Origin of the sequence: Acuticoccus sediminis (assembly GCF_003258595.1) — a bacterium.
Classification (GTDB): Bacteria; Pseudomonadota; Alphaproteobacteria; order Rhizobiales; family Amorphaceae; genus Acuticoccus; species Acuticoccus sediminis.
Genome location: NZ_QHHQ01000001.1, coordinates 1747621 through 1771733 on the forward strand (window position 1 = coordinate 1747621; position 24113 = coordinate 1771733).

The 24113-nt window shown below is 70.5% G+C and carries 21 protein-coding genes; 12 read left to right on the forward strand and 9 right to left on the reverse strand.

The window, feature by feature from the left end:
* The first annotated feature begins 40 nt into the window (after positions 1 to 40).
* From DLJ53_RS07655 to DLJ53_RS07680, 6 genes are all read left to right on the forward strand, one after another.
* Positions 41 to 694, forward strand: coding sequence for a GNAT family N-acetyltransferase (locus DLJ53_RS07655; protein ID WP_162408988.1), 654 nt, complete (start codon positions 41 to 43; stop codon positions 692 to 694).
* A 159-nt stretch (positions 695 to 853) separates the two neighbouring features.
* Positions 854 to 1825: a zinc metalloprotease HtpX gene (htpX, locus tag DLJ53_RS07660; protein WP_111343693.1), complete on the forward strand. Its 972-nt coding sequence runs from the start codon at positions 854 to 856 to the stop codon at positions 1823 to 1825.
* Positions 1826 to 2019: 194 nt separating this feature from the next.
* On the forward strand, positions 2020 to 3345 hold the full coding sequence (locus tag DLJ53_RS07665) for an RsmB/NOP family class I SAM-dependent RNA methyltransferase (RefSeq protein ID WP_111343695.1): 1326 nt from the start codon (positions 2020 to 2022) through the stop codon (positions 3343 to 3345).
* Positions 3346 to 3575: 230 nt separating this feature from the next.
* On the forward strand, positions 3576 to 5261 hold the full coding sequence (locus DLJ53_RS07670) for a heparinase II/III family protein (RefSeq protein ID WP_162408990.1): 1686 nt from the start codon (positions 3576 to 3578) through the stop codon (positions 5259 to 5261).
* Positions 5262 to 5316: 55 nt separating this feature from the next.
* A complete protein-coding gene (gene purH / locus DLJ53_RS07675) occupies positions 5317 to 6897 on the forward strand; it encodes a bifunctional phosphoribosylaminoimidazolecarboxamide formyltransferase/IMP cyclohydrolase (RefSeq protein ID WP_111343699.1) in 1581 nt (526 codons plus the stop codon).
* Positions 6898 to 7117: 220 nt separating this feature from the next.
* Complete coding sequence (locus DLJ53_RS07680; RefSeq protein WP_244935015.1) at positions 7118 to 8044, forward strand: DMT family transporter; 927 nt, start codon at positions 7118 to 7120, stop codon at positions 8042 to 8044.
* A gap of 19 nt (positions 8045 to 8063) precedes the next feature.
* Here the strand turns inward: DLJ53_RS07680 and DLJ53_RS07685 are convergent, their stop codons facing one another.
* Entirely contained in the window at positions 8064 to 10226 is a 2163-nt protein-coding gene (locus DLJ53_RS07685) for an esterase-like activity of phytase family protein (protein WP_111343703.1), read from the reverse strand.
* Positions 10227 to 10575: 349 nt separating this feature from the next.
* Between DLJ53_RS07685 and DLJ53_RS07690 the strand changes: the two genes are divergently transcribed.
* A complete protein-coding gene (locus DLJ53_RS07690) occupies positions 10576 to 11217 on the forward strand; it encodes a DUF1326 domain-containing protein (protein ID WP_111343705.1) in 642 nt (213 codons plus the stop codon).
* 17 nt (positions 11218 to 11234) lie between these two features.
* Positions 11235 to 12035 (forward strand): DUF2182 domain-containing protein, encoded by an 801-nt coding sequence (locus tag DLJ53_RS07695; RefSeq protein ID WP_244935016.1) that lies wholly within the window; start codon positions 11235 to 11237, stop codon positions 12033 to 12035.
* A 6-nt stretch (positions 12036 to 12041) separates the two neighbouring features.
* Here the strand turns inward: DLJ53_RS07695 and mutM are convergent, their stop codons facing one another.
* Positions 12042 to 12914 (reverse strand): bifunctional DNA-formamidopyrimidine glycosylase/DNA-(apurinic or apyrimidinic site) lyase, encoded by an 873-nt coding sequence (mutM, locus tag DLJ53_RS07700; protein ID WP_111343707.1) that lies wholly within the window; start codon positions 12912 to 12914, stop codon positions 12042 to 12044.
* Positions 12915 to 12988: 74 nt separating this feature from the next.
* Between mutM and ubiE the strand changes: the two genes are divergently transcribed.
* Both ubiE and ubiB read left to right on the forward strand, forming a co-directional pair.
* Positions 12989 to 13741 (forward strand): bifunctional demethylmenaquinone methyltransferase/2-methoxy-6-polyprenyl-1,4-benzoquinol methylase UbiE, encoded by a 753-nt coding sequence (gene ubiE, locus DLJ53_RS07705; RefSeq protein ID WP_111343709.1) that lies wholly within the window; start codon positions 12989 to 12991, stop codon positions 13739 to 13741.
* Positions 13741 to 15312 (forward strand): 2-polyprenylphenol 6-hydroxylase, encoded by a 1572-nt coding sequence (gene ubiB, locus DLJ53_RS07710; RefSeq protein WP_111343711.1) that lies wholly within the window; start codon positions 13741 to 13743, stop codon positions 15310 to 15312. The genes ubiE and ubiB overlap by 1 nt, the downstream gene beginning before the upstream one ends.
* A 370-nt stretch (positions 15313 to 15682) precedes the next feature.
* On the opposite strand, the gene DLJ53_RS07715 is transcribed toward ubiB, so the two are convergent.
* Complete coding sequence (locus DLJ53_RS07715) at positions 15683 to 17185, reverse strand: CoA-acylating methylmalonate-semialdehyde dehydrogenase (RefSeq protein ID WP_111343713.1); 1503 nt, start codon at positions 17183 to 17185, stop codon at positions 15683 to 15685.
* A 109-nt stretch (positions 17186 to 17294) separates the two neighbouring features.
* Between DLJ53_RS07715 and DLJ53_RS07720 the strand changes: the two genes are divergently transcribed.
* Positions 17295 to 18185: a LysR family transcriptional regulator gene (locus tag DLJ53_RS07720; RefSeq protein ID WP_111343715.1), complete on the forward strand. Its 891-nt coding sequence runs from the start codon at positions 17295 to 17297 to the stop codon at positions 18183 to 18185.
* 31 nt (positions 18186 to 18216) lie between these two features.
* Here the strand turns inward: DLJ53_RS07720 and DLJ53_RS07725 are convergent, their stop codons facing one another.
* From DLJ53_RS07725 to DLJ53_RS07750, 6 genes are all read right to left on the reverse strand, one after another.
* Positions 18217 to 18927 (reverse strand): transporter substrate-binding domain-containing protein, encoded by a 711-nt coding sequence (locus DLJ53_RS07725; protein ID WP_162408992.1) that lies wholly within the window; start codon positions 18925 to 18927, stop codon positions 18217 to 18219.
* Positions 18924 to 19691, reverse strand: a complete 768-nt coding sequence (locus DLJ53_RS07730; protein WP_111343719.1) for an HpcH/HpaI aldolase family protein — start codon at positions 19689 to 19691, stop codon at positions 18924 to 18926. The genes DLJ53_RS07725 and DLJ53_RS07730 overlap by 4 nt, the downstream gene beginning before the upstream one ends.
* A gap of 7 nt (positions 19692 to 19698) precedes the next feature.
* The gene (locus DLJ53_RS07735; protein WP_111343721.1) at positions 19699 to 20538 is read right to left on the reverse strand and encodes a shikimate dehydrogenase family protein; all 840 of its coding nucleotides are present in this window, start codon (positions 20536 to 20538) and stop codon (positions 19699 to 19701) included.
* A gap of 25 nt (positions 20539 to 20563) precedes the next feature.
* Positions 20564 to 21610, reverse strand: coding sequence for a Gfo/Idh/MocA family protein (locus DLJ53_RS07740; RefSeq protein ID WP_111343723.1), 1047 nt, complete (start codon positions 21608 to 21610; stop codon positions 20564 to 20566).
* A complete protein-coding gene (aroQ, locus tag DLJ53_RS07745; protein WP_111343725.1) occupies positions 21607 to 22050 on the reverse strand; it encodes a type II 3-dehydroquinate dehydratase in 444 nt (147 codons plus the stop codon). Before aroQ ends, DLJ53_RS07740 begins: the two co-directional genes overlap by 4 nt.
* A 94-nt stretch (positions 22051 to 22144) precedes the next feature.
* Positions 22145 to 22834 (reverse strand): GntR family transcriptional regulator, encoded by a 690-nt coding sequence (locus DLJ53_RS07750; protein ID WP_202913023.1) that lies wholly within the window; start codon positions 22832 to 22834, stop codon positions 22145 to 22147.
* 193 nt (positions 22835 to 23027) lie between these two features.
* On the opposite strand from DLJ53_RS07750, the gene dctP reads away from it, so the two are divergent.
* Complete coding sequence (dctP, locus tag DLJ53_RS07755) at positions 23028 to 24041, forward strand: TRAP transporter substrate-binding protein DctP (RefSeq protein WP_111343729.1); 1014 nt, start codon at positions 23028 to 23030, stop codon at positions 24039 to 24041.
* Positions 24042 to 24113 lie beyond the last annotated feature (72 nt).

Genomic DNA, 24113 nt, shown 5'->3' on the forward strand with positions numbered 1-24113 from the left:
CGCTCATCGCGCTGAGGCCAACCACGGACCGCCATCACCCATGACCATCGACATGTCCACGATCCCTGCCGAATGTATCGTCAAGCAGGGGGATGACTGGATGCTGGTCGCGCCGATCCCCGACGCCATCGCGGAGGAGGTCGCCGCCTATTCCGTCGCCCAGCGCGCGACGATGAAGCACATCGTCGGCTCCGAGGAGGTGCGCCGCAAGGTGGTCGGCAACCGCATGCGCCAGGACCGGCTCTGCGCGGCGATCGTCAACGGCGAGATCGCGGGCTGCATCTCCTACCGCATGGACGGGGAGGGCAGCGTCTGGCCGGAGGCTAAACGCTTCCGCGAACACTTCGGCCCGGTCTCCGGCACGTTCCGCTACATGCTCGCCGAGGCGACACTGCACCGCGGCCACCGGGACGAGCTCTACCTCGAAGGCTTCAAGGTCGACCCCGCCGCGCGCGGCCGCGGCATCGGCACGGCGCTGCTGCACTGGCTCGGCTCCGAGGTGGTGCGGCGCGGCAAGTCGCGCTGGCGCACCGAGGCCTCGGTCACGGCCGCCCCGGCGATGCGCGTCTACCAGGGCGTCGGCGCCAAGCCGACGAAGACGGTCCACCTCGGCCCCATCGGCCGCATCGCCGACCGGCCGAGCTTCGTCGTCCTCGTCTGGGAGCCGCCGGTCGACACCCCCGCCGGGACCTGACCGTCCGCCCCCGCGCCGGCCGGACAGCGCGCGGGGGACGAGCCAATTCTGCGACTTAGCGCGGCACCGCTCGACCCCGCACCGGTTCAAGCGTTGAATCGGGAACCTGGCGGACTGATATCCGGTTCGTTCGCTATCAAAGGGGGGCGATCCAACAGCATGAACATGTTCCGCACGGCGCTTCTTCTTGCCGCGATGACGGCGATCTTCATGGGCGTCGGTTACCTGATCGGCGGTCCCAGCGGCATGGTGATCGCGTTCGGCATCGCGGTCGCCACCAACCTCTTCGCCTACTGGAATTCCGACAAGCTCGTCCTGCGCATGCACAACGCACGCGAGGTCGACGAGCGCTCGGCGCCGGAATATTACGGCCTCGTGCGCGACCTTGCCGCGCGGGCGGGCCTGCCGATGCCGCGGGTCTACATCCTCGAGGAGGACCAGCCCAACGCCTTCGCGACGGGCCGGAACCCCGACAACGCCGCCGTCGCCGCCACCCGCGGGCTCCTCAACATGATGAGCCGCGAGGAGGTTGCCGGCGTCATGGCCCACGAGCTCGCCCACATCCAGAACCGCGACACGCTGACGATGACGATCACCGCGACGCTCGCCGGTGCCATCTCCATGCTCGCGAACTTCGCCTTCCTGTTCGGCCGGCGCGACAGCCCGGCGGGCACCATCGGCGTGATCGTCACCATGATCGTCGCCCCCATCGCGGCGATGCTGGTGCAGATGGCGATCAGCCGTACACGCGAATATTCCGCCGACCGCCGTGGCGCGGAGATCTGCGGCAACCCGATCTGGCTCGCCTCGGCGCTGCAGCGCCTCGAGTCCGGCCGCCGCATCCCCAACGAGGAGGCGGAGGCCGCGCCGGCGACTGCGCACATGTTCATCATCAACCCGCTGTCGGGTGCGCGGATGGACAACCTCTTCTCCACCCACCCGAACACGGCCAACCGCATCGCCGCGCTCCAGGACTTCGCGGCGGAAATCGGCTCCGGCCCGGCGCGGCTCGATCCGATCCCGGCCCGCACGCCCTCGCGCGGCCCGTGGGGCGGCGGTGGTCGCCGCTCGGGCGGCGGTGGCGGCAAGTGGAACGGCGGCGGCCGCCGCGGTTCCGGCCCCTGGGGCTGACGTCGCGTCCCCGCCTGTCGACAACGGGCGGGTTATCGGCCGGCTTCGGCGATGTCGAAGACCGCGCGGGCAGCCTTCCGCGCCCGGGGCGTGGGGGCGCGCGAGGTCGGCCTCCGGCGCGCGGCCGGTGACGGCGGCGACGAGTTCCTCGCCGCGGGCTTGACGCGGGGGGCACGGCTCGGGGCTATAGCGGAATGGCCCAGCAGAATGCGCATCGGCGGAATCGCGCCCGCCCGCCGAAGACGACCGGCACGGATCCCCGTGCCATCGCCACCACCATCGTCGACGCCGTGTGCGAGGCGCACACGCCGCTCGCCTACGCCCTGGAGGAGGTCGCGCCTGCGGCGGGGCGCCTGGAGCCCCGTGACGCTGCCCTCGCCCGCGCCATCGCCCGCGTCACGGTCCGGCGCCGCGGCGACATCGACTGGTGCCTCTCCCAACTCATGACGAAGAAGCTGCCGCGCAAGGCGAACGAGGTGCGCGCGGTGCTGCGCATGTCCGCCGCGCAGCTCCTCTTCATGCGACAGGCCGACCATGCGGCGGTCAACACGGCCGTGGCGCTCCTGAAGTCCAAGCCCGGCGGGGCCGGGTTCGCCGGGCTCGCCAACGCGGTGCTGCGCCGGATGGTGCGCGAGCGGGACAGCCTGCTCGCGACCCTGCCGCTGGAGGCGAACACGCCGGCCTGGCTCTGGTCGCGCTGGGTCGCGTCCTGGGGGGCGGATGCCGCCGCGGCCCTCGCCGCCATCCACCGCGAGGAGCCGACCCTCGACCTTGCCTTCGCCGGACCGGACGTTCCGCGCCCCGAGGGCTCCGTCGCGCTGCCGACGGGCGGGGCACGGCTCCCGGCCTCTGACGTGACCGCCATCGACGGCTACGGCGAGGGGGGCTGGTGGGTGCAGGACGCCGCCGCCCAGCTTCCGGCGCTCGTCGTCGGCGACGTCGCCGGCAAGCGCGTCCTCGACATGTGCGCGGCGCCGGGCGGCAAGACGATGCAGCTCGCCGCCGCCGGCGCCACCGTCACCGCGATGGAGATCGACCCCGACCGCGCCGAGCGGCTCCGCGAGAACCTCGCCCGGACGCGCCTTTCGGACCGCGTCGAGGTGGTCGTCGCCGACGCGATGGACGCCGAGGGCAGCTTCGACGCCGTCCTCCTCGATGCGCCGTGCTCTGCGACCGGGACGCTGCGCCGCCAGCCCGACGTCGCGTTCTCCAAGTCGGAAAAGGACATCGGCCTCCTCGCGCACCTGCAGAAGAACCTTCTGCGCCGCGCCGCGGAGTGCGTCGCCCCGGGCGGCATTCTCGTCTATGCGACCTGCTCGATCGAGCCGGACGAGGGCGAGCGGCAGGTGGAGTTCGCGAGGAGCGCGCTCCCGTCGCTGGCCCTCGCGCCGATCCCCGAGGGCGCCGCGAGCCCCTTCGTCACGGCGGAAGGGGTGATGCGGACACTGCCGTCCATGTCCATCGGCGGCGAGCGCGGCCTCGACGGCTTCTTCGCCGCCCGCTTCCAGCGCACGGCGTAAGGTCCGCCCCGCCCGGGCGGGGTCGCTCCCGAAGCGGCGGAGCGCGTGGCCGGCGCCGGATCGCGCGCTGGATGCGCCAATGGGCTTGGGACCGATGTGGCTCGCGGCTTGCAGGCTGCGGGCGCATCACGGTACTCCTCGACAGCTCGCGTGCACGTTCGCGCGCGGCGACGATTCTCGCCCCGTCCCCCTGGTCCACACTCGAGCGAGCGTTATTGAGATCCGTCGTTATGTCTCAGACCACGCTCGCATCGCTCATGGGTTACGGCGCACGACGGCTGGTCGACCGGTCGATCGCGACGTTGCGCGCCTCGCTCTGGCGGCGCCACGTCGCCAACGTGCCGCACCGCGTCCTCTTTGCCCCCGAGACCCTGGGCGAGGCCGACGCCAACGTCGCCGGCGATATCTACGCCGGCGTCTTCGCGCTGGCGGGCGAGACGGTCGACACCGCGGGCCGCTCGCCCTTCTCCATCGAGCCGCCGACGGACGCCTGGGCCGAGGCGCTGCACGGCTTCGGCTGGCTGCACCACCTCGAGGCCAACGCCACCGAGCTGTCGTCCACCAACGCCCGCGCGCTGGTCGACGAATGGTTCGCCCACGCCTCCGTCAGCGAGATCGCCCACCGGCCGGACGTCACCGCCGAGCGGCTCGTCAACTGGCTCGTCCAGTCGCCGCTGCTCCTCAACGGCGCGGACCCGGCCTTCCGGCAGCGCTACATGCGCGCGCTCGGCCGCCACATGCGCCGCCTGGAGCGCATCCTGCCGGTCCAGCCGCGGGGAATGGCCCGGCTGAAGGTCGCCGCCGCGCTGGTCGTGGCGGGCTCGTCCATCGCCAACGAGCAGCGCCTCGCCCGCTGGGCGCTCGGCACCCTCGGCGACGTCGTGGCGACGGACATCCTGCCCGACGGCGGCCACGTCTCCCGCTCGCCCCAGACGCTGGTGGAGGCGCTGTCCTACCTGATCCCGGTTCGCGAGGCGCTGTTGCGGCGCCAGCAGGCGATCCCGGAGGTCCTTCGCGACGCCATCGACCGGATGCTCCCGATGCTGCGCTTCTTCGTCCACAGCGACGGGGCGCTCTCCACCTTCCACGGCGCCCGGCCGCTGCCGGCCTCCGCCCTCGAAAGCGCCTTCGCCTACGACGACGTGCGCGGCCAGCCGAGCGACAACGCGCGCTACAGCGGCTTTCAGCGCCTCGCCGCCGGCGGCACGGTGCTGCTCCTCGACACCGGAGTCGCGCCGCAGCCGCCGTTCGCGGACAAGGCGCACGCCTCGGCGCTCGCGGTCGAGCTCTCGCACGGGTCGCACCGCCTGCTGGTGAGCTGCGGCGCGCTCGGCACGGCGCGGGAGGAGTGGGACGCCGTCGGCCGTGCGACCGCGGCCCAGTCGACCCTCGTCGTCGACGACACCTCGTCCGCCAAGCTTCTGACGCGCTGGCCGCTGCGCCGCTGGTTCGGCCCGGTGCTCTACGCGGGTCCCACCGGCGTCGACGTCCGCCGCTCCGCCCTGACGGTGAAGGCCTCCCACGACGGCTACCTCGCCGCCTACGGCCTCGTCCACGAGCGCCGCATCACGCTCGGCGAGGACGGGCTGGCGATGATCGGCGAGGACCAGCTGATCGGTCAGGACCGGCTCGACGGGCGCGCATTCGCCATCCGCTTCCACATCGGACCCGACATCAAGCTGCGGATCGAGAAGGGGCGGCGGAAGGCTCTTCTGGTGCTTCCCGACCGCTCCCTTTGGCTCTTCGCGGTGGACGAGGGCCCCGATATCGCCGTCGAGGAGAGCATCGTGCTCGCAGACCAGCATCGCGTGCGACGCACATCACAGCTCGTGATTGCGGGTAATACGTTGACCGACGATACCGTCCGCTGGCACATCGCCCGGCATGCGCTGCCTCTCGGCGACGACACAGAGTAGTCCGGGACCGGGCTTTTCGCCGTCTCGCCAGGCCTCACCGATTTAGGAAACACAAATGACTGCCACTCCGGTGCGCCGGGCCCTCCTTTCCGTTTGGGACAAAACCGGCCTCGTCCCGTTCGCCGAGCGTTTGGTCAAACTCGGTGTGGAGCTGGTCTCCACCGGCGGCACCAGCCGCGCGCTCAAGGAGGCGGGACTTCCCGTCGTCGACGTCGCCGACATCACCAGGTTCCCCGAAATGCTGGACGGGCGCGTGAAGACGCTCCACCCGGGCGTCCACGGCGGCCTCCTCGCCGACCTCTCCAAGCCCGAGCACGTCGCAGCGCTCGAGGAGCACGGTATCGGCCCCATCGGTCTCGTCGTCTCGAACCTCTATCCGTTCGAGAACGCCATCGAGGCGGGCAAGTCCCCCGCCGAGCTGGTCGAGACGATCGACGTCGGCGGCCCCTCGATGACCCGCGGCGCGGCGAAGAACTTCGCCCACGTCGCCCTCGTGGTGGACCCGGACGACTACGACACCGTCGCCGAGGCGCTCGAAGCCGGCGGAACGACGCTGGCGCTGCGCCGCCGCCTCGCCGCGAAGGCCTTCGCACGCCTGGCCGCCTACGATTCCACCATCGCGGCGTGGATGGCCGAGACGACCGCGGCGGACGAGGTGTCGGTCGACCACCGCGTCTGGGCCGCGTTCGGCGGCAAGCGCGTCGCCGAGATGCGCTACGGCGAGAACCCGCACCAGTCCGCCGGCTTCTACCGCGCGGCGGGCGGCGGCGGCATCGCGTCGGCGAGGATCGTCCAGGGCAAGGCGCTCTCCTACAACAACGTCGCCGACGGTGACGCGGCGCTCGCCGCCGTGGCCGACTTCGGGGACGATGTCGCCGCCGTCGTCGTCAAGCACGCCAACCCGTGCGGCATCGCGATCGCCGGCGACCTCGCCGAAGCCTACGAGCAGGCTCGCCTGTGCGACCCGGTGTCGGCGTTCGGCGGTGTCGTCGCGCTCTCCCGCCCGCTCGACAAGGCGACGGCCGAGAAGATCGCCGCGATCTTCACCGAGGTGGTGATCGCCCCCGGCGCGACGGACGAGGCGCTCGCCGTCCTCGCCACGAAGCCGAACGTGCGCCTCCTGCTGGTGGACGGGCTGCCGAGCCTGTCGGGCACCATGGTGCGCTCGGTCGGTGGCGGCCTGCTGGTGCAGTCGGCGGACGACGGCCGTGTCGCCCGCGAGGCGATGACCGTCGCTACCCGCCGCGCGCCGACCGAGGCGGAGTGGGCGGACCTCGCCTTCGCCTGGCGCGCGGTGAAGCACGTCAAGTCGAACGCCATCGTCTACGCCAGGGACCGCCGCACGGTGGGCGTCGGCGCCGGGCAGATGAGCCGCGTCGACTCGGCCCGCATCGCCGCATGGAAGGCCGCCGACGCTGCGAAGGAAGCGGGCGAGGCCGAGACCCGCACCAAGGGCTCCGTTGCCGCGTCCGACGCCTTCTTCCCGTTCGCGGACGGGCTGGAGACGATCGTCGCCGCCGGCGCCACGGCGGTCATCCAGCCGGGCGGGTCGCGCCGTGACGACGAGGTCATCGCCGCCGCCGACGCCGCCGGCATCGCCATGGTCATGACCGGGATGCGCCACTTCCGGCACTGACCGGAACGCCGCGCCCGAACGCGAGGAGCCATGCGATGGGGCCGTTCCGCTCGACGCGAGCGCTCGACGACGGCGCCGCCGCATGGCCCTCGACAGCCATCTGCCGGGGCCTGATGTCGCCGAGCGTCCTTGCGCCCCGGCCCCTTGCCCGGCTCGGCGCCGTGCCCGGACGGCGACTCGGGCCCGGCGCGGTGGCGGGCCGACGCCCGGTGACCGGCCAGTGACCCGCACGGACGGCAGCGACAACGTCGCCCTCGCGGTGGCGACGATCCTGGTGGTCTGCCTCGCGCTCTCGCTGGGCGACGCGATCATCAAGTCGGTCGCGGCCTCGTTCGCGATGGCGCAGATCTTCGTCCTGCGCTCCGTGTTGGTGCTGCCGGTGCTCCTCGTGATCGGCGCACTGCGCGGACAGCAAGTTCTGACCCTCGACCCGTACGCGCTCCTGCGCAGCCTGTGCCTGACGGTGATGTGGGTCGCCTACTATGCGGCGCTGCCGCACCTGCCGCTCGCCGTCGCCGCGGCCGCCTACTACACGCTGCCGCTCTTCATCACCCTGTTCTCCGCCGCGCTGGGGCTGGAGCGGATCGGCGCGCGCGGCTGGATCGCGGTCGCGATGGGGTTCGCGGGCGTCCTCGTTGTGCTGCGGCCGGGGGCGGCGGCGATCGACCCGTGGACGCTGGTGCCGCTCCTGTCGGCGATGCTGTACGCAGCGGCGATGATCATCACCCGGACACGCCTTCGACACGCGGCGCCGGTGGCCCTGGCGGTCAACCTCAACGCGACGTTCGTCGTCGCGGGGCTCGCCGCGACCGCGCTCAACCTCGCCGGGGTCACAGCCGCCGACAACTTCATGCTCGCGCCCTGGACGGTCATGGGACCGCGCGAGTGGGGCGCCATCGCGATCCTCGCGGCGGTGATGATCGGCTCCAGCGTCGGGACGGCCTTCGCCTACCAGACCGGGCCGGCGTCCGTCCTCGGCACCTTCGACTTCTCCTACGTGGCCTACGCCGTCCTCTGGGGCATCCTCTTCTTCGGCGACGTCCCGGACGCGGTGACCTTCCTCGGCATCGCCACCATCGTCGCCGCCGGCATCCTCGCGGTCCGGCGCCCGCGCGGCAGCGCCGAGACTGCCGCGTGTCCGGAGTGAAGACGCCGGAACCCTATGCTCAGTTGGCGAGGTTGGGGATCGCCCAGAAGAACGTCTCGCCGGAAGAATCGTCCACGCCGTCGTTGTCCGTCACCACGTAGGCGGTGCCGTCGGCAGTGATGGCGAGGCCCTCGACCTTGTCCACCACGTAGCCGTTGAACGACTTGAGGTCGGGGATCAGGTCGCGCACCAGCGTCTTGTCGATCTCCGGCAGCTCGCCCTCCAGCGGCGCCGGGCGCAGCGCTTTCAGCGCCACCGAGTAGATGCGCTTGACCTTCGCCGCACCGCCGATCTGGTTGTCGCGCTCGATGATGAAGGCCCGGTCGCCGTGGACGGCGATGTCGGAGAGGCCCATCCAGCCCGTCTCGGCCTTGTCGAGGGGGTAATGCACGCCGCCCCAGGTCCCTTCCGTCGTGTCGTAGGACACGAGCTTGACCATCCCCGTCGGATCGTCGCCCCACTCGCGCTGCATCGTGATCCAGAGCGTGTCGCCGACCATCTCCACGCCCTCGGCGCCGAAGCGGGTCTCGCCCTCCAGCAGCACGTCCGGGAAGGGGACGGTCTCGATGATCACCCCGTCGTCGTCGACATGGACGAGCCGGTGCGGCACGTCCTTGTCGTCGTTGCCCTCGGAGGCGAGCCAGAAACCGCCTTCGCCGTCCAGCGTCACGCCCTCGAGGTCGAGGTGGTCGGCAGGAGCGCCGTCGCGGGTGACAAGTAGCGCCCTGGTGATGACGGCGGGAGTCTGTGTCGCGTCGATGGTGAAGATTGTGGGCTGCGACTTGTAGAACGAGTCGTTGACCGCATAGAGCGTGCCGGGCGCCGCGGGGTCGGCGTCGAGGCCGGAGAGCGCGCCCCAGCCGATCGGCGTCGCGCCCTGCGAGCCGGAGACGATGGTCGGGTAGGCCGGCGCCGCATCCTCGAGGGCGTAGATCATGACGTGCGAGCGGGCGCCGCCGTCCTCGCCGAGGTCGGCCTCGTTGGCGGTCGCGAGGAGCCCGCGGGAGGGGATCGCCACCGCACCCTCGGGCGCGATGCCGGAGGGAACGATCCCGCTCAGCACCGGCGTCTCGCCCGACAGGTCGTAGACGGCGACGAGCGAGCCGCGCTCGGAGAGGACGAAGAGGTAGGGCGTGTCGCCATAGGTGCCGAACGCGAGGCCCTCCGGCTCGCCGCCCTTGTTCTCGGAGCGCTTCTCCGGGTAGTGGCCGGCGCGCGCGAGGGCGTACTCGAGCTCCGTGCCGCTGTCCCAGACGAGGGTGCCGTCGCGCTCGAAGATCGAAACCGTGCGGCCGCCACCCTCGTAGTCGCCCTCGTTGGCGATGGCGACGCGGTCCTCGGAGACCCACACGATCGCGTCCGGCTCGCGCTTCATCTCGATGGAGCCGGAGAAGGTGAGGGCGCCTTCCTCCTCGGTGTCGACGCCGTCGAGCGCGACCGTGCCGGCGGAGAAGTGGCTCTTCACCGTCCCGTCGGCGCCGACGATGACGATGTGGTTGTTCTCCTGCAGGGTCACCGCGATGTCGCCGGCGGCGTTGATGGAGACGAATTCGGGCTCCGGATCCTCCGGTGCGACCTCGGCGAGGCCGGTGAGGTCGACGACGTTCAGCCGGTCGCAGTCCGGCCCGTCCGCGCCGAACGGGACGAGGACGAGGCTGCCGGGCGGCATCTGCGGGATGACGCCGTCCTCGAAGTCCTCGTCGCGCTCGTTCTCGATCGCGACGGCGAGGAAGGAGCCGTCCGGGGCGACGGCGATGGAATCGGGCTGCCCCGGAAGGTCGCAGGACTCGGACACCTCGCGCGTCCGGATGTCGACGAGCTGCAGGAGGCCCGACGGGTTGGTGTAGCTTTCGGAGAGGTTCACCGCGACGTAGGCGATGCCGTCCTTGACGGTGACGGACGTCGGCTCGCCGAGCACGCCGGCAGAGCCGCCCGCCTTCGGGTTCGCGGGGTCGGAGATGTCGACGAAGCCGACGGACTGGTTGGGGCTGTCGGAGTAGACCAGCGTCATGCCGTCGGCGGTCGCGGCGATAATCTCCGCCGACGTCTCGGTCGACGGGTCGGTGCCTTCCGGAAGGTTCTGCGCGACGGGGAAGCTCGCGATGCGGTTGAACGCTTCGGCCTCGGCCTGACCGGCGACGGCGCACAGGAGCGCCGCGGTGACAAGGGACGTCGTCTTCATCGCGAACCTTCGGGTGGTGTGACGGCCGCACTGTTAGAGCGGTTGGATGATAGGTTTATGACGGATCTGTGTCGCCGGCCCTTCCGTCACTTGCGCGCGGCACGACCCACGGTGGCATAGATTGCGGCGCCCCATGCCCACCAACGGTGCCCGGGCGACCTACCTTCGGGGCACGCTTGTCGGCTAAGTCTTCGTAGGAATTGCTACCTTGCGACCGAACCCGTCGGTCGCTGCGGCGCACGACGGTGACAGATTTGTGATCGGCGGAGAGGAGGTTTGACAATCCTACGTTTCAATTAGTTCCAATTTGATGTAAATTATCTTTCCATTAGTTAGCGGGAGGGTGCCGATGATTGCCTGGGAAATCCATGGCCGTGAGCTGGCCAACTGCAACTGTTCGTACGGATGCCCATGTCAATTCAATGCGTTGCCGACGCATGGGGCGTGCGAGGCGGCCGTCGGCTTCGAGATCGAACGCGGTCACTACGGTGACGTGAAGCTCGACGGGCTGCGAATGGCCAGCATCTACAAGTGGCCGGGACCCGTCCATGAGGGCAACGGCGAGATGCAGATCATCGTCGACGAGAGTGCGACGCCCGAGCAGCGCGACGCGCTCGAGAAGATCATGACCGGGTCCGACACGAACGACATGGCCACCATGTGGTGGATCTTCTCCGCGATGTCGCCGACCAAGCACCCGACCCTTTCGGTGCCGATCAAGACGGAGATCGACATCGACGGGCGGACCGGCAGCATCTCCGTGCCGGGCGTGTTCAGGATCACCGCCGAGCCGATCAGGAACCCGATCACCGGTATCCCGCATCAGGTCCGCATCAATCTCCCGCACGGCTTCGAGTACGAGACCGCCGAGATCGGGAGCGGCAGCACGACGACCGAGGGGGTCATCTCGCTGCCGAACAACAAGGCGACGTACGCCCAGTTCGCCGAGCTTCACCTCGGCAACTCCGGCGTCATCCGCGCCGCGGCCTGACACCGGGCGTTCCGGCCGTGACGGTACTGGAGGCGGCGCTGCGGCGGGACCGGCTCGTCCTTCTCGCCGCGCTGGCGCTGCTCTTCGCCCTCAGCGCCCTCTATACGATTTCGGGTGTCGGCATGCGCATGTCGGCACTCGAGATGACGTCGATGGCAAGCATGCGCGACATGCCGGGCAAGGCGGTGCCCGGCGCCTGGAGCGCCGCCTACGCGGCCCTCGTCTTCCTCATGTGGTGGGTGATGATGGTGGCGATGATGCTGCCGTCGGTGGCGCCCAACGTCCTCCTGTTCGCGGCACTGGTGCGCCGGACCCGAGACGCCGGGCGGGCGGGCGCGATGGCCGGCTGCTTCCTCGCCGGCTACCTCCTCGCCTGGGCCGGCTTCGCCCTCGTCGCGGCGGCGGCGCAGTGGGCGCTGGAGGCGGCCGGCATCGTCTCCGCCACGATGATGACGCTCGTCGACACCCTCCCGGGGGCGCTGGTGCTGATCGCGGCGGGGATCTTCCAGTTCACGCCCCTGAAAGGCGCATGCCTCAGCCACTGCCGGGCGCCGACGCAGTTCCTCGCCCGCCACTACCGGCCCGGTCCCGTCGGGGCGGTGCGCATGGGGCTGCACCACGGGACCTACTGCGTCGGCTGCTGCTGGTTCCTGATGGCGCTGCTCTTCGTCGGCGGCGTCATGAACCTCTACTGGATCGTCGGGCTGACGGCATTCGTCGCGCTGGAAAAGCTCACGCCCGCCGGCGCGGCGCTGTCGCGGATCGCCGGCGCCGGCCTCGTCGCGTGGGGCGTATGGGTGATCCTGTCCGGGCTCTGACAGGGCTCAGCGCTGGCACACCGGGCAGAAGAAGGTGGACCGTCCGCCCTGGACGATGCGCGCGACGATGCCGGAGCACTCCGGGCGCCGGCACGGCTCCTCCTCGCGGCCGTAGACGGCGAAGGTGTGCTGGAAGCGCCCCAGCGAGCCGTCCGCCGCCACGTAGTCCCGCAGCGAGGAGCCGCCGGCGGCGATCGCCTCCTCGATGACGGTGATGATCGCCGAGGCAAGGGTCGTCAGGCGCGCGGTCGGCCTGCCGTCCCGCCGCACCAGCGTCCCGGCGAGCCGCCGGGGCGAGAGCCGCGCGCGCCACATCGCCTCGCAGACGTAGATGTTGCCGAGCCCCGCGATCACCCGCTGGTCGAGGAGGGCGGCCTTCAGCGGCGTCTTCTTGCCGGTGAGGGCCTTCGCGAGGCTCGTCGCCGTCATGCCGCCGGCGACGGGCTCCAGGCCGAGATGGGCGAAGTAGGGGTGCTGGTCGAGGAGAGCGGTGTCGGCCAGCGTCATGAAGCCGAAGCGCCGGGGGTCGTTGTAGATGATCCTCGCGGTGTCGCTCAGCGTCAGCGTCACGTGGTCGTGCGCGGCGATCTTGCCCTTCGGGTAGACGAACTGGCCCGGCGGCATGTGCCCCTCGACGCGGAACGCGCCGGACATGCCGAGATGGGCGATCAGCGTCGTGCCGTCGTCGAGCGCGCCGAGCAGGTATTTCGCGCGCCGGCCGAGGCTCTCGATACGCCGGCCCGTGAGCCGGGCGGCGAAATCGTCCGGGAACGGGAAACGCAGGTCCGCCCGGGCGAGGTGCACCGCCTCGATGCGCCGCCCCTCCATCACCGGGGCGAGCCCGCGGCGAACCGTCTCCACCTCGGGAAGCTCAGGCATTCGTTGCACCTTTCCATGGCCTGCCGGCGCGGAGGCCGCTATGTGTTCGCCCGACTGATTGGAAAGGCCTTCGCATGGAAACGTCCTTCGGCTTCCGCACCGTCCCGGTCGAAGAGAAGCAGGGACTCGTCAACCGCGTATTCGATAACGTCGCAAGCCGCTACGACGTGATGAACGACGCGATGTCCGGCGGACTCCACAGGCTGTGGAAGGACGCCATGGTCGCCTGGCTCGGCGCGCCGCGGCGCCCGGCGAGGCCGTACCGCGTCGTCGACGTCGCCGGCGGCACCGGCGATATTGCCTTTCGTATCGCCAAGGGGATCGAGGTCAACGGCGAGATCACCGTCTGCGACATCAATCCCGAGATGCTTCTCGTCGGCGCCGGGCGCAACGCGAAGCGGATCCGGCCGACGACGCCCTGCCGCTTCGTCGCCGCCAACGCCGAGACCATGCCGCTGCCGACGGGCTCCCAGGACGTCTACACCATCGCCTTCGGCATCCGGAACGTGACGCGCCGCCAGACGGCGCTCGAGGAGGCCTACCGCGTGCTGAAGCGCGGCGGCCGCTTCATGTGCCTTGAATTCAGCCACGTCGACATCCCGGTGATGGACAGGATCTACGACCGCTACTCGTTCGAGATGATCCCGCGCATGGGCCAGCTCATCGCCGGCGACAGCGAGTCGTACCGCTACCTCGTGGAATCGATCCGCATGTTTCCCAATCCCGGACGCTTCGCGGCCGAGATCGAGAAGGCGGGCTTTTCCCAGGTGCAGGTGCGCAAGCTGACCGGCGGGGTCGCCGCGATCCACTCCGCGTACAAGATCTGATGCCGCTTCTGCCCTACTGGCGGTTCCTGCACGCAGGCTTCGTGATGGCGCGCGAGGGGGTCTTCGCGATCGTCCCCCTCGAGGACGCGCCCGCCTCCGCCAAGTTCGCCGTCCGCCTGATCCGCACCATCGAACGCCGCTCGGCGCGCAAGCGCGACATGGCCGCCCGCCTGTCCCTGACGTTCGACCGGCTGGGACCGTCCTACATCAAGCTCGGCCAGTTCCTGGCGACCCGCGCGGACGTGGTCGGGGAGGAGGTCGCCGGCGAGCTCGCGACCCTGCAGGACCAGGTGCCGCCGGTGCCGGACGTGGAGGCGCGCGCCGCCATCGAGGAGGCGCTCGGGGCGCCGATCGACAGCATCTACTCCGAGTTCGGCGAGTGCGTCGCCGCCGCGTCCATCGCCCAGGTCTACCGCGCCACCCTGTCGGACCGGCTCGGCACCCGCGAGGTCGCGGTGAAGGTGCTGCGGCCCGGAGTCGCCCGGCGATTCGAGCGGGACCTCGAGGCCTACTATACCGCCGCCCGTTTCGTTGAGCGCTTCGTGCCGAGCGCGCGGCGGCTCCGGCCCGTCGCCGTGGTCGACACGCTCGCCGCCTCGGTGCGGTTCGAGATGGACCTCCGCCTCGAGGCCGCCGCGATGTCGGAGATGGCCGAGAACGTGCGCGAGGAGGAGCACTTCCGCGTCCCCCACGTCGAGTGGGCCCAGACCACCCGCACCGTGCTCACCATGGAGTGGATCGACGGCATCAAGCTCTCCCGGGTCGCAGAGCTGAAGGCGGCGGGCCACGACCTGCCCGAGCTCGGGCGCAACCTCCTGCAGACCTTCCTGCGCGGCGCCGTGCGCGACGGCTTCTTCCATGCCGACATGCACCAGGGCAACCTCTTCGCCGAGAGCGACGGGACCCTGGTGGCGGTGGACTTCGGCATCACCGGGCGCCTCTCGCGCGAGGAGCGGGGCTTCCTCGCGGAGATCCTCTACGGCTTCATCCAGCGCGACTACCGCCGCGTCGCCGAGATCCACTTCCGCGCCGGCTACGTGCCGATGACGCAGGACGTCGACCTCTTCGCCCAGGCGCTGCGGTCCGTGGGCGAGCCGATCCGCGGCGCCACCGCCGCCGACATCTCGATGAGCCGGCTCCTTGCCCACCTGTTCGAGACCACAGAGCTCTTCCAGATGACCACCCAGCCGCAGCTCATCATGCTGCAGAAGACGATGGTGGTGGTGGAGGGCGTCGCCCGCTCGCTCGACCCGCAGCTCGACATCTGGGAGACCGCCGAACCCGTGGTGCGCGACTGGATGGTCGCCGAGATCGGCCCCGCCGCCACGGTGCGCAAGGCGCAGGATTCCTTCAGCGCCATCACCCGAGCGGCCCTCGCGGCGCCGGAGCTCGCCGAGCGCCTGGAGCGGCTGTCGAAGGACTTCGAGGTGGCGCTGGAAAAGGGGCTGCCGCTGTCGGACCGCTCCATCGACGCGCTCGGCCAGTATGCCGCGGCCCGGTCCACGATCCGCGTCCTCGGCCTCTGGGTCGCCGCGATCAGCCTCGCCATCCTGGCCTGGAACTCCTTCTAGAGACCGGCGGGCGCGCGATCGCCGGGACAACCGGCGTCCGGGGCCGTTGCGCCGCCGGGGCGAGGGGAGTTCCCCCCTCGCGCTCCCTCCGCCTCGCCGGCAGGCAGGGTTGCAGGACGGACGACCGCCCTGCGGTCGACCGGCCTTCAACCCCGATCCACGCTGGGTCGGATCGCGCCGGCGTCAAGCGCCCGTCCTCGCCATGCTCGCCCGCCGGGCTGCGCGTGGCTCCGGGCGGGCACTTGACCCCGCCACGGTCCTTCGGCCGGAAAACGCAAGACCCCGCGCCGGCGGGGCGGCGCGGGGTCCGGTATGGACGGGGTCCTGGCGGCCCCGGAGGGCCGCTGTCGTGTCACGAAGCGGCGGGGCGTCAGCCCAGCGTCGGCATCGAGAACTCGGGGTCGGAGCGCATGCCGGTCGGCCAGCGCATCGTCGTCGTCTTGATGCGGGTGTAGAAGCGCACCCCCTCCATGCCGTGCATCGCGTGGTCGCCGAAGATCGACGCCTTCCAGCCGCCGAAGGAGTGGAACGCCATCGGCACCGGGATCGGCACGTTGACGCCGACCATGCCGACCTCGATGTCCTGCGCGAACGCGCGGGCGACGTCGCCGTCACGGGTGAAGACGGCCGTGCCGTTGGCGTACTCGTGGGCGTGGATGAGGTCGACCGCCTCCTGGTAGGTGTTGCGGCGGACCACCGAGAGCACCGGGCCGAAGATCTCGTCCTTCCAGATCGACATGTCCGGCGTCACGTTGTCGATCAGCGTGCCGCCGATGTAGTAGCCGTTCTCGTAGCCCTGCTTGTCCTGTCGGAACTTGCGGCCGTCGACGACGATCTTCGCGCCCTCGGCCTCGCCCTTGTCGACGTAGCCGCGGACCTTGGCGAGATGCTCCTTCGTCACGAGCGGACCCATCTCGGACGCGCGGTCCGTCGCCGGGCCGATCTTCAGCGCCTCGATCTTCGGCACGAGGCGCTCGATGAGGGCGTCGGCCACAGCGTCCGTCACCGGGACGGCCACCGAGACCGCCATGCAGCGCTCGCCGGCGGAGCCGTAGGCGGCGCCCATCAGGGCGCTGGTCGCCATGTCGAGGTCGGCGTCGGGCATCACCACCATGTGGTTCTTCGCCCCGCCCAGCGCCTGGCAGCGCTTGCCGTTCGCGGTCGCCGTCTTGTGGATGTAGGCCGCGATCGGCGTCGAGCCGACGAACGACACCGCCTTGACGTCCGGGCTCTCGAGGAGCGCGTCGACGGCTTCCTTGTCGCCCTGCACGACGTTGAAGACGCCGGCGGGGAGGCCCGCCTCGGTCAGCCACTCGGCGATCAGTAGCGAGGCCGACGGGTCGCGCTCGGACGGCTTCAGGATGAAGCAGTTGCCGCAGGCGAGCGCCACCGGGAACATCCACATCGGCACCATGGCCGGGAAGTTGAACGGGGTGATGCCCGCCACAACGCCGAGGGGGTGGCGCAGCGAGAAGGAATCGACGCCGGTACCGACGTTGGCCGAGTAGTCGCCCTGCAGGTGGCTCGGGATGCCGACCGCGAACTCGACCACCTCGAGGCCGCGCGTGACCTCGCCGAGGGCGTCGTCGTGGGTCTTGCCGTGCTCGGACGAGATCGCCTCGGCGAGCTGGTCGCCGCGGTCCCACAGGATGGACTTGAACTTGTCGAGGATACGCGCGCGGCGCAGCGGCGGCGTCGCCGCCCAGGCCGGCCACGCCTCCCTGGCGTTGGCGACGGCGGCGCCGACCTCGGCGGTCGAGGCGAGCGCAACGGTCTTGTCGCTCTCTCCGGTGGCGGGGTTCCAGACCGGCTGGCTGCGGCCCGACGTGCCGGCGACTCGGCTGCCGCCAATGTAATGTGCGATTTCGGTCATCGTGGTCCTCCCGTTTCGCGTCGGCCCTCTTTGGGACCTCCAAAACTGAATATAAAGAGCAAGATCTGGTGCTCCGTTATGCGAAAATTGAGATAAGGTGCCAACCGGCATGGACTGGAACGACGCCAAGCTCTTTCTCGCTGTCGCCCGCGAGGGGCAGGTGTTGGCCGCCGCCGGGCGGCTCGGCATCAGTCAGGCCACCCTGTCGCGCCGCGTCCAGGCGCTGGAGGAGGCGGTCGGCGCGCGCCTTTTCGAGCGGTCGACCCGCGGCGCGGCCCTCACCGACGCGGGACGGCTCTTCCTCGAGACCGCCGAGCGCGTCGAGGCGGAGATGCTGTCGGCCACCGAGCGGCTGAAGGCCGTGGAGGCGGCGCCCGCCGGCACCGTGCGCATCGGCGCCCCGGACGGTCTCGGCAGCGCCTACATCGCCGCGCGGCTCGGCGCGCTGGGGATGCGCTATCCCGCGCTGAGGGTGCAGCTCGTGCCGCTGACGCGCAACTTCTCCCTGTCACAGCGGGAGGCCGACGTCGCCATCATGATCGGCCGCCCGAAGAAGGGCAGGCTCCGCGCCCGGCTCCTCGCGGACTATACGCTGGGGCTCTACGCGACGCGCGTCTACCTCGCCGGGCACGGCGTGCCGGAGCGGGTGGAGGACCTCGCGAACCACCGCCTCGTCGGCTACGTCGACGACCTGATGCCGTCCGCCGAGCTCAACTACGCGGAGGAGGTCTGGCGCGGCTGGACCTCGGCGTTCGAGGTCTCGACCGCGATCGGCCAGCGCGAGGTGGTCGCCTCGGGCGCGGCGATCGGGCTGCTGCACGACTTCATGGTCGCGTCCGACGAGCGTTTCGTGCCGGTTCTCCCCGACCGCAGGCCCGTGCGCAGCTACGTCGCCGTGTGGCACGAGAACCTCCAGGGGTCGCGGCGGCTCTCGGCGGTGGTGGACTTCCTCGCCGAGGCGATGCGCCGCGACAAGGCGCTCTTCAGCCCGCGGGCCTGACCGGCGGCGCGGATTTCGGCGGAGGTCCGGATCAGCGGTCCGGGATCGTCAGGCCCTTGGCGCCGCTGGCCTCGATCGCGGCCTCGATCATCCCCTCGCCCCGGGCGCGTGCGAGGAAGTCGCCGAGCAGAGGCACCGCCTCACGCAGAGCGACGGGAACGGCCATGGCCTGGCCGACGGCGGCCAGCGCGCCGGGGAGGATCACCGCGCCCGCATTGCCGGTGAAGCGCGCCGCGAGGCTCGCCCGCACGCCCGCCACGGCGTCGCCCTCGCCGGCGATGAAACGGTCCATCGAGGCGCCGGGGCTCTCGGCCTTCACCACCGCGGCATGGCGGATCGACTTGTCGAGGTGGAGGTCGTAGGCCGAGCCCGCCGCGGAGAGGATCGTGACGCCGGCGCGGTCGACGTCCTCCACCGTTGCCGGACCGCCGGGGCGCACGGCATAGGTGGTGTCGATGGTCACGTACGGGCGGGTGAAGGCGACGTGGTCCTCGCGCGCCGGATCGACCGCCAGGAAGGCGACCGTCCAGACACCGGCCTGCGCGTCCGCGACCACCTTGCCCGCCCCGGGGTAGAGCACCGGCTCCAGCGGGACGCCGAGCTCCTCGGCCAGACGCCGGGCGAGGGCGGGGCTGACGCCGGTGAGGTGCCCTCCGTCCTCCTGCACGAGCGCCTTGTTGCCGGTGTTGATCGCGGCGCGGAGCGTTCCGTCCGGCGCGAGGAGGCCGGCGAGCGGGGTCACGCGGACTTCCACTCCTTTGCACGGGCGAGCGCGCCGTTGCGCAGGATCGCGATGTCCACGTCGACGGCCGTGAAGACGCTGCCGGCCGCGTCGACCTCGCGGTTCCACTCCTGGCTGAGGGACAGGAAGCCGGCCGGCTTGCCGCAGGCGCGGATGCGGCGCACGGCGTCCGCGACAGCGGCCTTCACGTCGGGATGCTGCGGGTTTTCGGCATGGCCGAGGCTCGCGGCGAGGTCGGCCGGGCCGATGAAGACACCGTCGATGCCGTCCACCGCGCAGATCGCCTCGAGGTCGTCGAGGGCGCTCTTCGTCTCGATCTGGACGAGGAGGCAGATCTCCTCGCGCGCGGCCCTGGCGTAGCCGTCGATAGCGCCGAAGCCGGTGGCACGGGTGAGGCCGGCGACGCCGCGGATGCCTTCCGGCGGATAGGCGACGGAGGCGGCGGCGAGCCTGGCCTCCTCGGCATTCTGGATCTGCGGGATGAGGAGCGTCTGCGCCCCGCAGTCGAGCAGCTTCTTGATCTCGGCGACGTTGAGCGACGTCGGGCGGACGATCGCCGACACCGGGTAGGACGCGACGGCCTGCAGCAGCGGCAGCACCGAGAGGGGGTCGAGGGCGGCGTGCTCGGTGTCGAACATGAGCCAGTCGTAGCCGCAGCCGGCGAGCATCTCGGCGACGGAGGAGTCGCTCATGGAGCACCACAGTCCGATTTGCCGCTCCCCGTTCTGGATGGCGGCTTTGAAGGCGTTACGGCGCAGTTCCATGGGGTCCTCAGTATTTGATCGTTGCGAGCCGGCGCAGTTCGTCCGGCGTCGTTGTCGGCAGGTCGAAGAATTCGAGGTATGCCGGAATTTGCTCGAACAGCATATCCGTTCCGATCTGCGTCGCGCAGCCTTTTGCGCGGGCGGCGGCGAGGAAGGGCGTCTCCTCCGCCTTCATGACGACCTCGCCGACGAAGGTGGAGGCGGTGACGCCGGACAGGTCCATCGGCAGCGGGTCGCCGGCGTTCATGCCGAGCGGCGTCGCGTTGACGGCGATGTCGAACCCGGCCGGGTCGCTCGAGATCTCGACGGTGAGGCCGGGGTAGTGCGTCTTGAGGCTGGCGGCGAGCCGCTCGGCCGAGGCCGGGCGGGTGTCGGCGAGGGCGAGGCGGGCGGCCCCGGCCTTCGCGGCGGAGGCGGCGATCGCCGAGCCCACCCCGCCCGAGCCCACGACGATCACCGAGGCGCCGGCGAAGGACCGGCCCTTGCGTTCCACGCCGCGCACGAAGCCCTCGCCGTCGAACATGTCGCCGACGAGACGCCCGTCCGCGTCCCGCTTCACCGCGTTGCAGGCGCCGCAGACCTTTACCGTCGTCGATGTCTCGTCGAGAAGGTCCACCACCGTCACCTTGTGCGGCATGGTGATGAGCGCGCCGGCGATGTTGGTGAGGCGGAAGACGAGGGGCAGGAACTCAGCGAAGTCCTCCGCCCGGCAGCCCATGGGCATGACGCAGACGTCGATGTCCCGGTCGGCGAAGTAGGGGTTGTAGATCATCGGCGCCTTGAAGCTCTCGGTCGGGACGCCGAGGTGCGCGATGAGCCTTGTGTGGCCGGAGATGAGGCGGGTCATGGACGTCCCTCCAACGGCTGGGCGGTTACACCGCCGCGCCCAGCGTGACCGTCGCGCCGGTGGCGGCGGACGTCTTGACGGCTTCGATCACCTCGAGCGCGGCGAGGCCGTCGCGGCCCGTCACCTTAGGCGCCTCCTCGCCGCGCACGACTGCGGCGAACTGCTCGATCTGGCAGACGAGCGGGTCGGCGAACGGGTAGGGGAAGCGGGTCGCGGCGATCGGCTCCCACCAGGAGCGCCTGGCCGGGTTGGTCCAGAGCGAGAGGCTCGGGATCGCGAGCGCGCCATGGGTGCCGGCGAGCCAGTAGCAGTCCTCGGACGTCGCCGGGTACACCGGGTTCTCGCGTGCGGTCATCTCCCAGCTCCAGGGCGTGACGGCGGTGTCGCAGATGTTGACCGTGCCGAGCGTGCCGGAGGCGAAGCGCAGGATGACGACGGCGGTCTCCTCCACCTCGTTGCCGCGGACGGCGTTCGACTCCATCGCGTGGACGGTCGTCACCGGGCCGCACAGCATGTGCAGGAGGTCGATGTCGTGGGCGAGGTTGAGGTAGACCGGCCCGGCGCCCTTCTTCCGGCGCCATGGCGTCTCGAAATAGTCGTCCGGCTTCATGAACCAGGTGGTCGCCTGGACGGAGGCGATGGTGCCGAGCCGGCCCTCGTCCACCAGTTCCTTCGCCTTGGTCATCAGCGGGTTGTGGCGGCGGTGGTGGCCGACGGCAAGGGCCACGCCTGCCGCCTCGGCCGCCTCGACGAGGCGGCGCGCCTCGGCGAGGTCCGTCGCGAGCGGCTTTTCCACCAGCACCGGCTTGCCCGCGGCGACGCAGGCGAGGCCGCCCTCGACGTGCACCTGGTTCGGGGTGGCGAGGATCACCGCATCGACGTCGTCGCGGGCGATGAGCTCGTCCAGCGTGGCGAGGTAGGGGACGCCGTGCTTCTCGCCGACCGGGCGGCCGACGGCCTCGGACGGGTCTGCGACCGCGGCGAGGACCGCGCCCTCGGCGACGGCGATCGCCTCGGCGTGGCGCGAGCCGATGAGGCCTGCCCCTGCGAGGCCGAGGCGGACCGCGGTCATGCCGCGGCCTTCACGATATTGGCGATGCGCCGCACCGCGGCCTCGTACCCCTCGATGCCGAAGCCGACGATCACGCCGTCCGCGCGCAGCGAGATGTACGAGTGATGGCGGAAGCTCTCGCGCTTGTGGACGTTCGAGATGTGGACCTCGATCACCGGTCCCTCGAACGTGTTGAGCGCGTCGAGGATCGCGACCGAGGTGTGGGTGTAGGCGCCCGCGTTGATGGCGATGCCGCAGGACGTCTCCCGCGCCTCGTGGATCCAGTCGACGAGTTCGCCCTCGTGGTTGGACTGCCGCAGGCGGATCTCGAACCCCTCCGGCGCGGCGGCCCGGCAGTTGGTCTCGACGGTCTCGAGCGTGTCGTGGCCGTAGATGTGCGGCTGGCGCTTGCCGAGGAGGTTGAGGTTGGGGCCATTCAGGATGGTGATCAGGCGGCTCATGGCTGGCTCGAGGGTCGTGAGGGGAGGGAGATCGCGCGGCCGGCGGCCGGCGCGCGGGTGATGGATATGGCGGACCGCGCGTCGGGGAGGGCGCTCATCGCGCGGTCTCCGGCAGGGCGTCCTGCAGCATCTTGCGCAGCGCCGCCCCGGTGCGGTCGATGTGCGCGGCGAGGAGTGCCGCGGCTGCCTCGCCGTCGCGTCTCGTCGCGGCTTCGGCGATGGCGGCGTGCTCCTGCGTGACGTCCCGCTGCTCCTCCGAGCGGGCCATGAAGATGCGGCGGTAGCGGTCGTTCATGTTCATAAGGGTGCGGTGGAAGCTGAGGAGGAGCGGCATGTCGCACCGGTCGATCAGCGCCAGGTGGAAGGCGTTGTGCGCCAGCTCCCACGCCTCGACGCTGGCGGCGTCGCCGGGGACGCGGACCGTGTGGTTGAGGCGGTAGACGGCGGCCGTGACGTCGGTCTCCCAGTCGAGCCCGCCGTTCGCGATCGCCGCGCGCAGGGCGAGCGGCTCCAGCTCCATGCGCAGCCGCGTCACCTCGTCGAGATTGGCGAGCGATATGGGCGCGACGGTGTAGCCCTTCTGCTCCTCGGCGACGAGGAGGCCGTCGGCGACGAGCCGCGTCACCGCCTCCCGCAGGGAGGACACGCTGATGCCGAAGGAATCGCGCAGCGCGTCGAGCTTCAGCTTCCGGCCGGGCTCGAGCTGGCCGAGCAGGATCTGCTCGCGCAACCGGTCGGCCACGCGTCCGGCGACGGTCGCTTTGCCCTTGGTGGTGTCGCGCACCCTTTGCATTCCCGGCGCCCTGCCTTTCGGTCGATGCAACCCCTAGCACCCATATTCGATAGTTGGCAATAAAGTCGTTTTTTGATCTTTTGGTCGATATAAGCTGGACAAATAGGACGGCGGTTGCCAGAAGCAGACCTGCTCGGCATCGTTACGCCGGGCCAAAGTCATCAAGGTACCTGGGAGGATACCAATGGGCACTTCACTGAAGCGCGGGCTTCTGTCCGGCGCTGTCACTGCCGTTCTGTCTGCCGCTCTCGCCACCGGTGCTCTGGCCCAGGACAAGGTGCAGATCCGCCTGTCCGCGGTGAGCTCCGACACCGACCAGCGCGCCGTCGCGCTTCAGGAGAAGTTCGCCCCGGCCGTGTCGGGCTTCGCGAACTTCGAGCCGCACTACAACGCCACCCTCTTCGCCCAGGGCGCCGAACTGGAGGCGATCGCCACCGGCGACCTCGAGATGTCGATCACCTCGGCCCAGGAGCTGGCGACCTTCTTCCCCGAGTTCTCGATCTTCACCGCCGGCTACGTCCTGCAGGACGCCCAGCACCAGGTGGACGTCTTCAACGCGCCGCTGTTCGACGACTTCAAGCAGAAGGCGGAGGACGAGCTCGGCGTGATCCTGCTGGCGCCGATGTACCTCGGTCGGCGCCAGGTGAACCTGCGCCAGTGCCCGGACGAGCTGAAGGTGGAGACGCCGGACGACCTCAAGGGCGTCAACCTGCGCATGCCCGGCACCGACGCCTGGCAGTTCCTCGGCCGCGCGCTCGGCGCCAACCCGACGCCGATGGCCTTCACCGAGGTCTACACCGCGCTCTCCTCCGGCGCCGTCGACGGGCAGGACAATCCGCTCCCGACCGTGGTCGACGCCAAGTTCTACGAGGTGACCTGCCAGATCGTGCTGACCTCGCACCTCGTCGACTGGAACTTCATCGCCTTCTCCAAGGCGGTGTTCGAGGAGCTGACCGAGGAGCAGCAGCAGATCGTGCGTGACGCCGCCTGGGCCGCCGCCGACTACGGCCGCGAGAACCAGCTCAAGAAGGAAGAGGAGCTCGTCTCCTTCCTCGAGGAGAACGGCCTGACGATCTACGAGCCCGACGTCGACGCCTTCCGCAAGCACGTGCAGGAGGAGTATCTCAACTCCGAATACGCGACGAACTGGCCCGAGGGTCTGCTCGAGAAGGTCAACGCCCTCGGCAAGGGCCAATAAGGACTCCAGCGGCGGGAGGACACCGTAATGCGTTCGATTGCGCGACTTTTCTCCCGCCTGACAGAGGGGGTG

Excerpts from the sequence above, each read along its gene's own strand:
- DLJ53_RS07655 (WP_162408988.1), top strand. The coding sequence starts at position 41 with ATGACCATCGACATGTCCACGATCCCTGCCGAATGTATCGTCAAGCAG.
- htpX (WP_111343693.1), top strand. The coding sequence starts at position 854 with ATGAACATGTTCCGCACGGCGCTTCTTCTTGCCGCGATGACGGCGATC.
- DLJ53_RS07665 (WP_111343695.1), top strand. The coding sequence starts at position 2,020 with ATGGCCCAGCAGAATGCGCATCGGCGGAATCGCGCCCGCCCGCCGAAG.
- DLJ53_RS07670 (WP_162408990.1), top strand. The coding sequence starts at position 3,576 with ATGTCTCAGACCACGCTCGCATCGCTCATGGGTTACGGCGCACGACGG.
- purH (WP_111343699.1), top strand. The coding sequence starts at position 5,317 with ATGACTGCCACTCCGGTGCGCCGGGCCCTCCTTTCCGTTTGGGACAAA.
- DLJ53_RS07685 (WP_111343703.1), bottom strand. The coding sequence starts at position 10,226 with ATGAAGACGACGTCCCTTGTCACCGCGGCGCTCCTGTGCGCCGTCGCC.
- DLJ53_RS07690 (WP_111343705.1), top strand. The coding sequence starts at position 10,576 with ATGATTGCCTGGGAAATCCATGGCCGTGAGCTGGCCAACTGCAACTGT.
- mutM (WP_111343707.1), bottom strand. The coding sequence starts at position 12,914 with ATGCCTGAGCTTCCCGAGGTGGAGACGGTTCGCCGCGGGCTCGCCCCG.
- ubiE (WP_111343709.1), top strand. The coding sequence starts at position 12,989 with ATGGAAACGTCCTTCGGCTTCCGCACCGTCCCGGTCGAAGAGAAGCAG.
- ubiB (WP_111343711.1), top strand. The coding sequence starts at position 13,741 with ATGCCGCTTCTGCCCTACTGGCGGTTCCTGCACGCAGGCTTCGTGATG.
- DLJ53_RS07715 (WP_111343713.1), bottom strand. The coding sequence starts at position 17,185 with ATGACCGAAATCGCACATTACATTGGCGGCAGCCGAGTCGCCGGCACG.
- DLJ53_RS07720 (WP_111343715.1), top strand. The coding sequence starts at position 17,295 with ATGGACTGGAACGACGCCAAGCTCTTTCTCGCTGTCGCCCGCGAGGGG.
- DLJ53_RS07730 (WP_111343719.1), bottom strand. The coding sequence starts at position 19,691 with ATGGAACTGCGCCGTAACGCCTTCAAAGCCGCCATCCAGAACGGGGAG.
- DLJ53_RS07735 (WP_111343721.1), bottom strand. The coding sequence starts at position 20,538 with ATGACCCGCCTCATCTCCGGCCACACAAGGCTCATCGCGCACCTCGGC.
- DLJ53_RS07740 (WP_111343723.1), bottom strand. The coding sequence starts at position 21,610 with ATGACCGCGGTCCGCCTCGGCCTCGCAGGGGCAGGCCTCATCGGCTCG.
- aroQ (WP_111343725.1), bottom strand. The coding sequence starts at position 22,050 with ATGAGCCGCCTGATCACCATCCTGAATGGCCCCAACCTCAACCTCCTC.
- dctP (WP_111343729.1), top strand. The coding sequence starts at position 23,028 with ATGGGCACTTCACTGAAGCGCGGGCTTCTGTCCGGCGCTGTCACTGCC.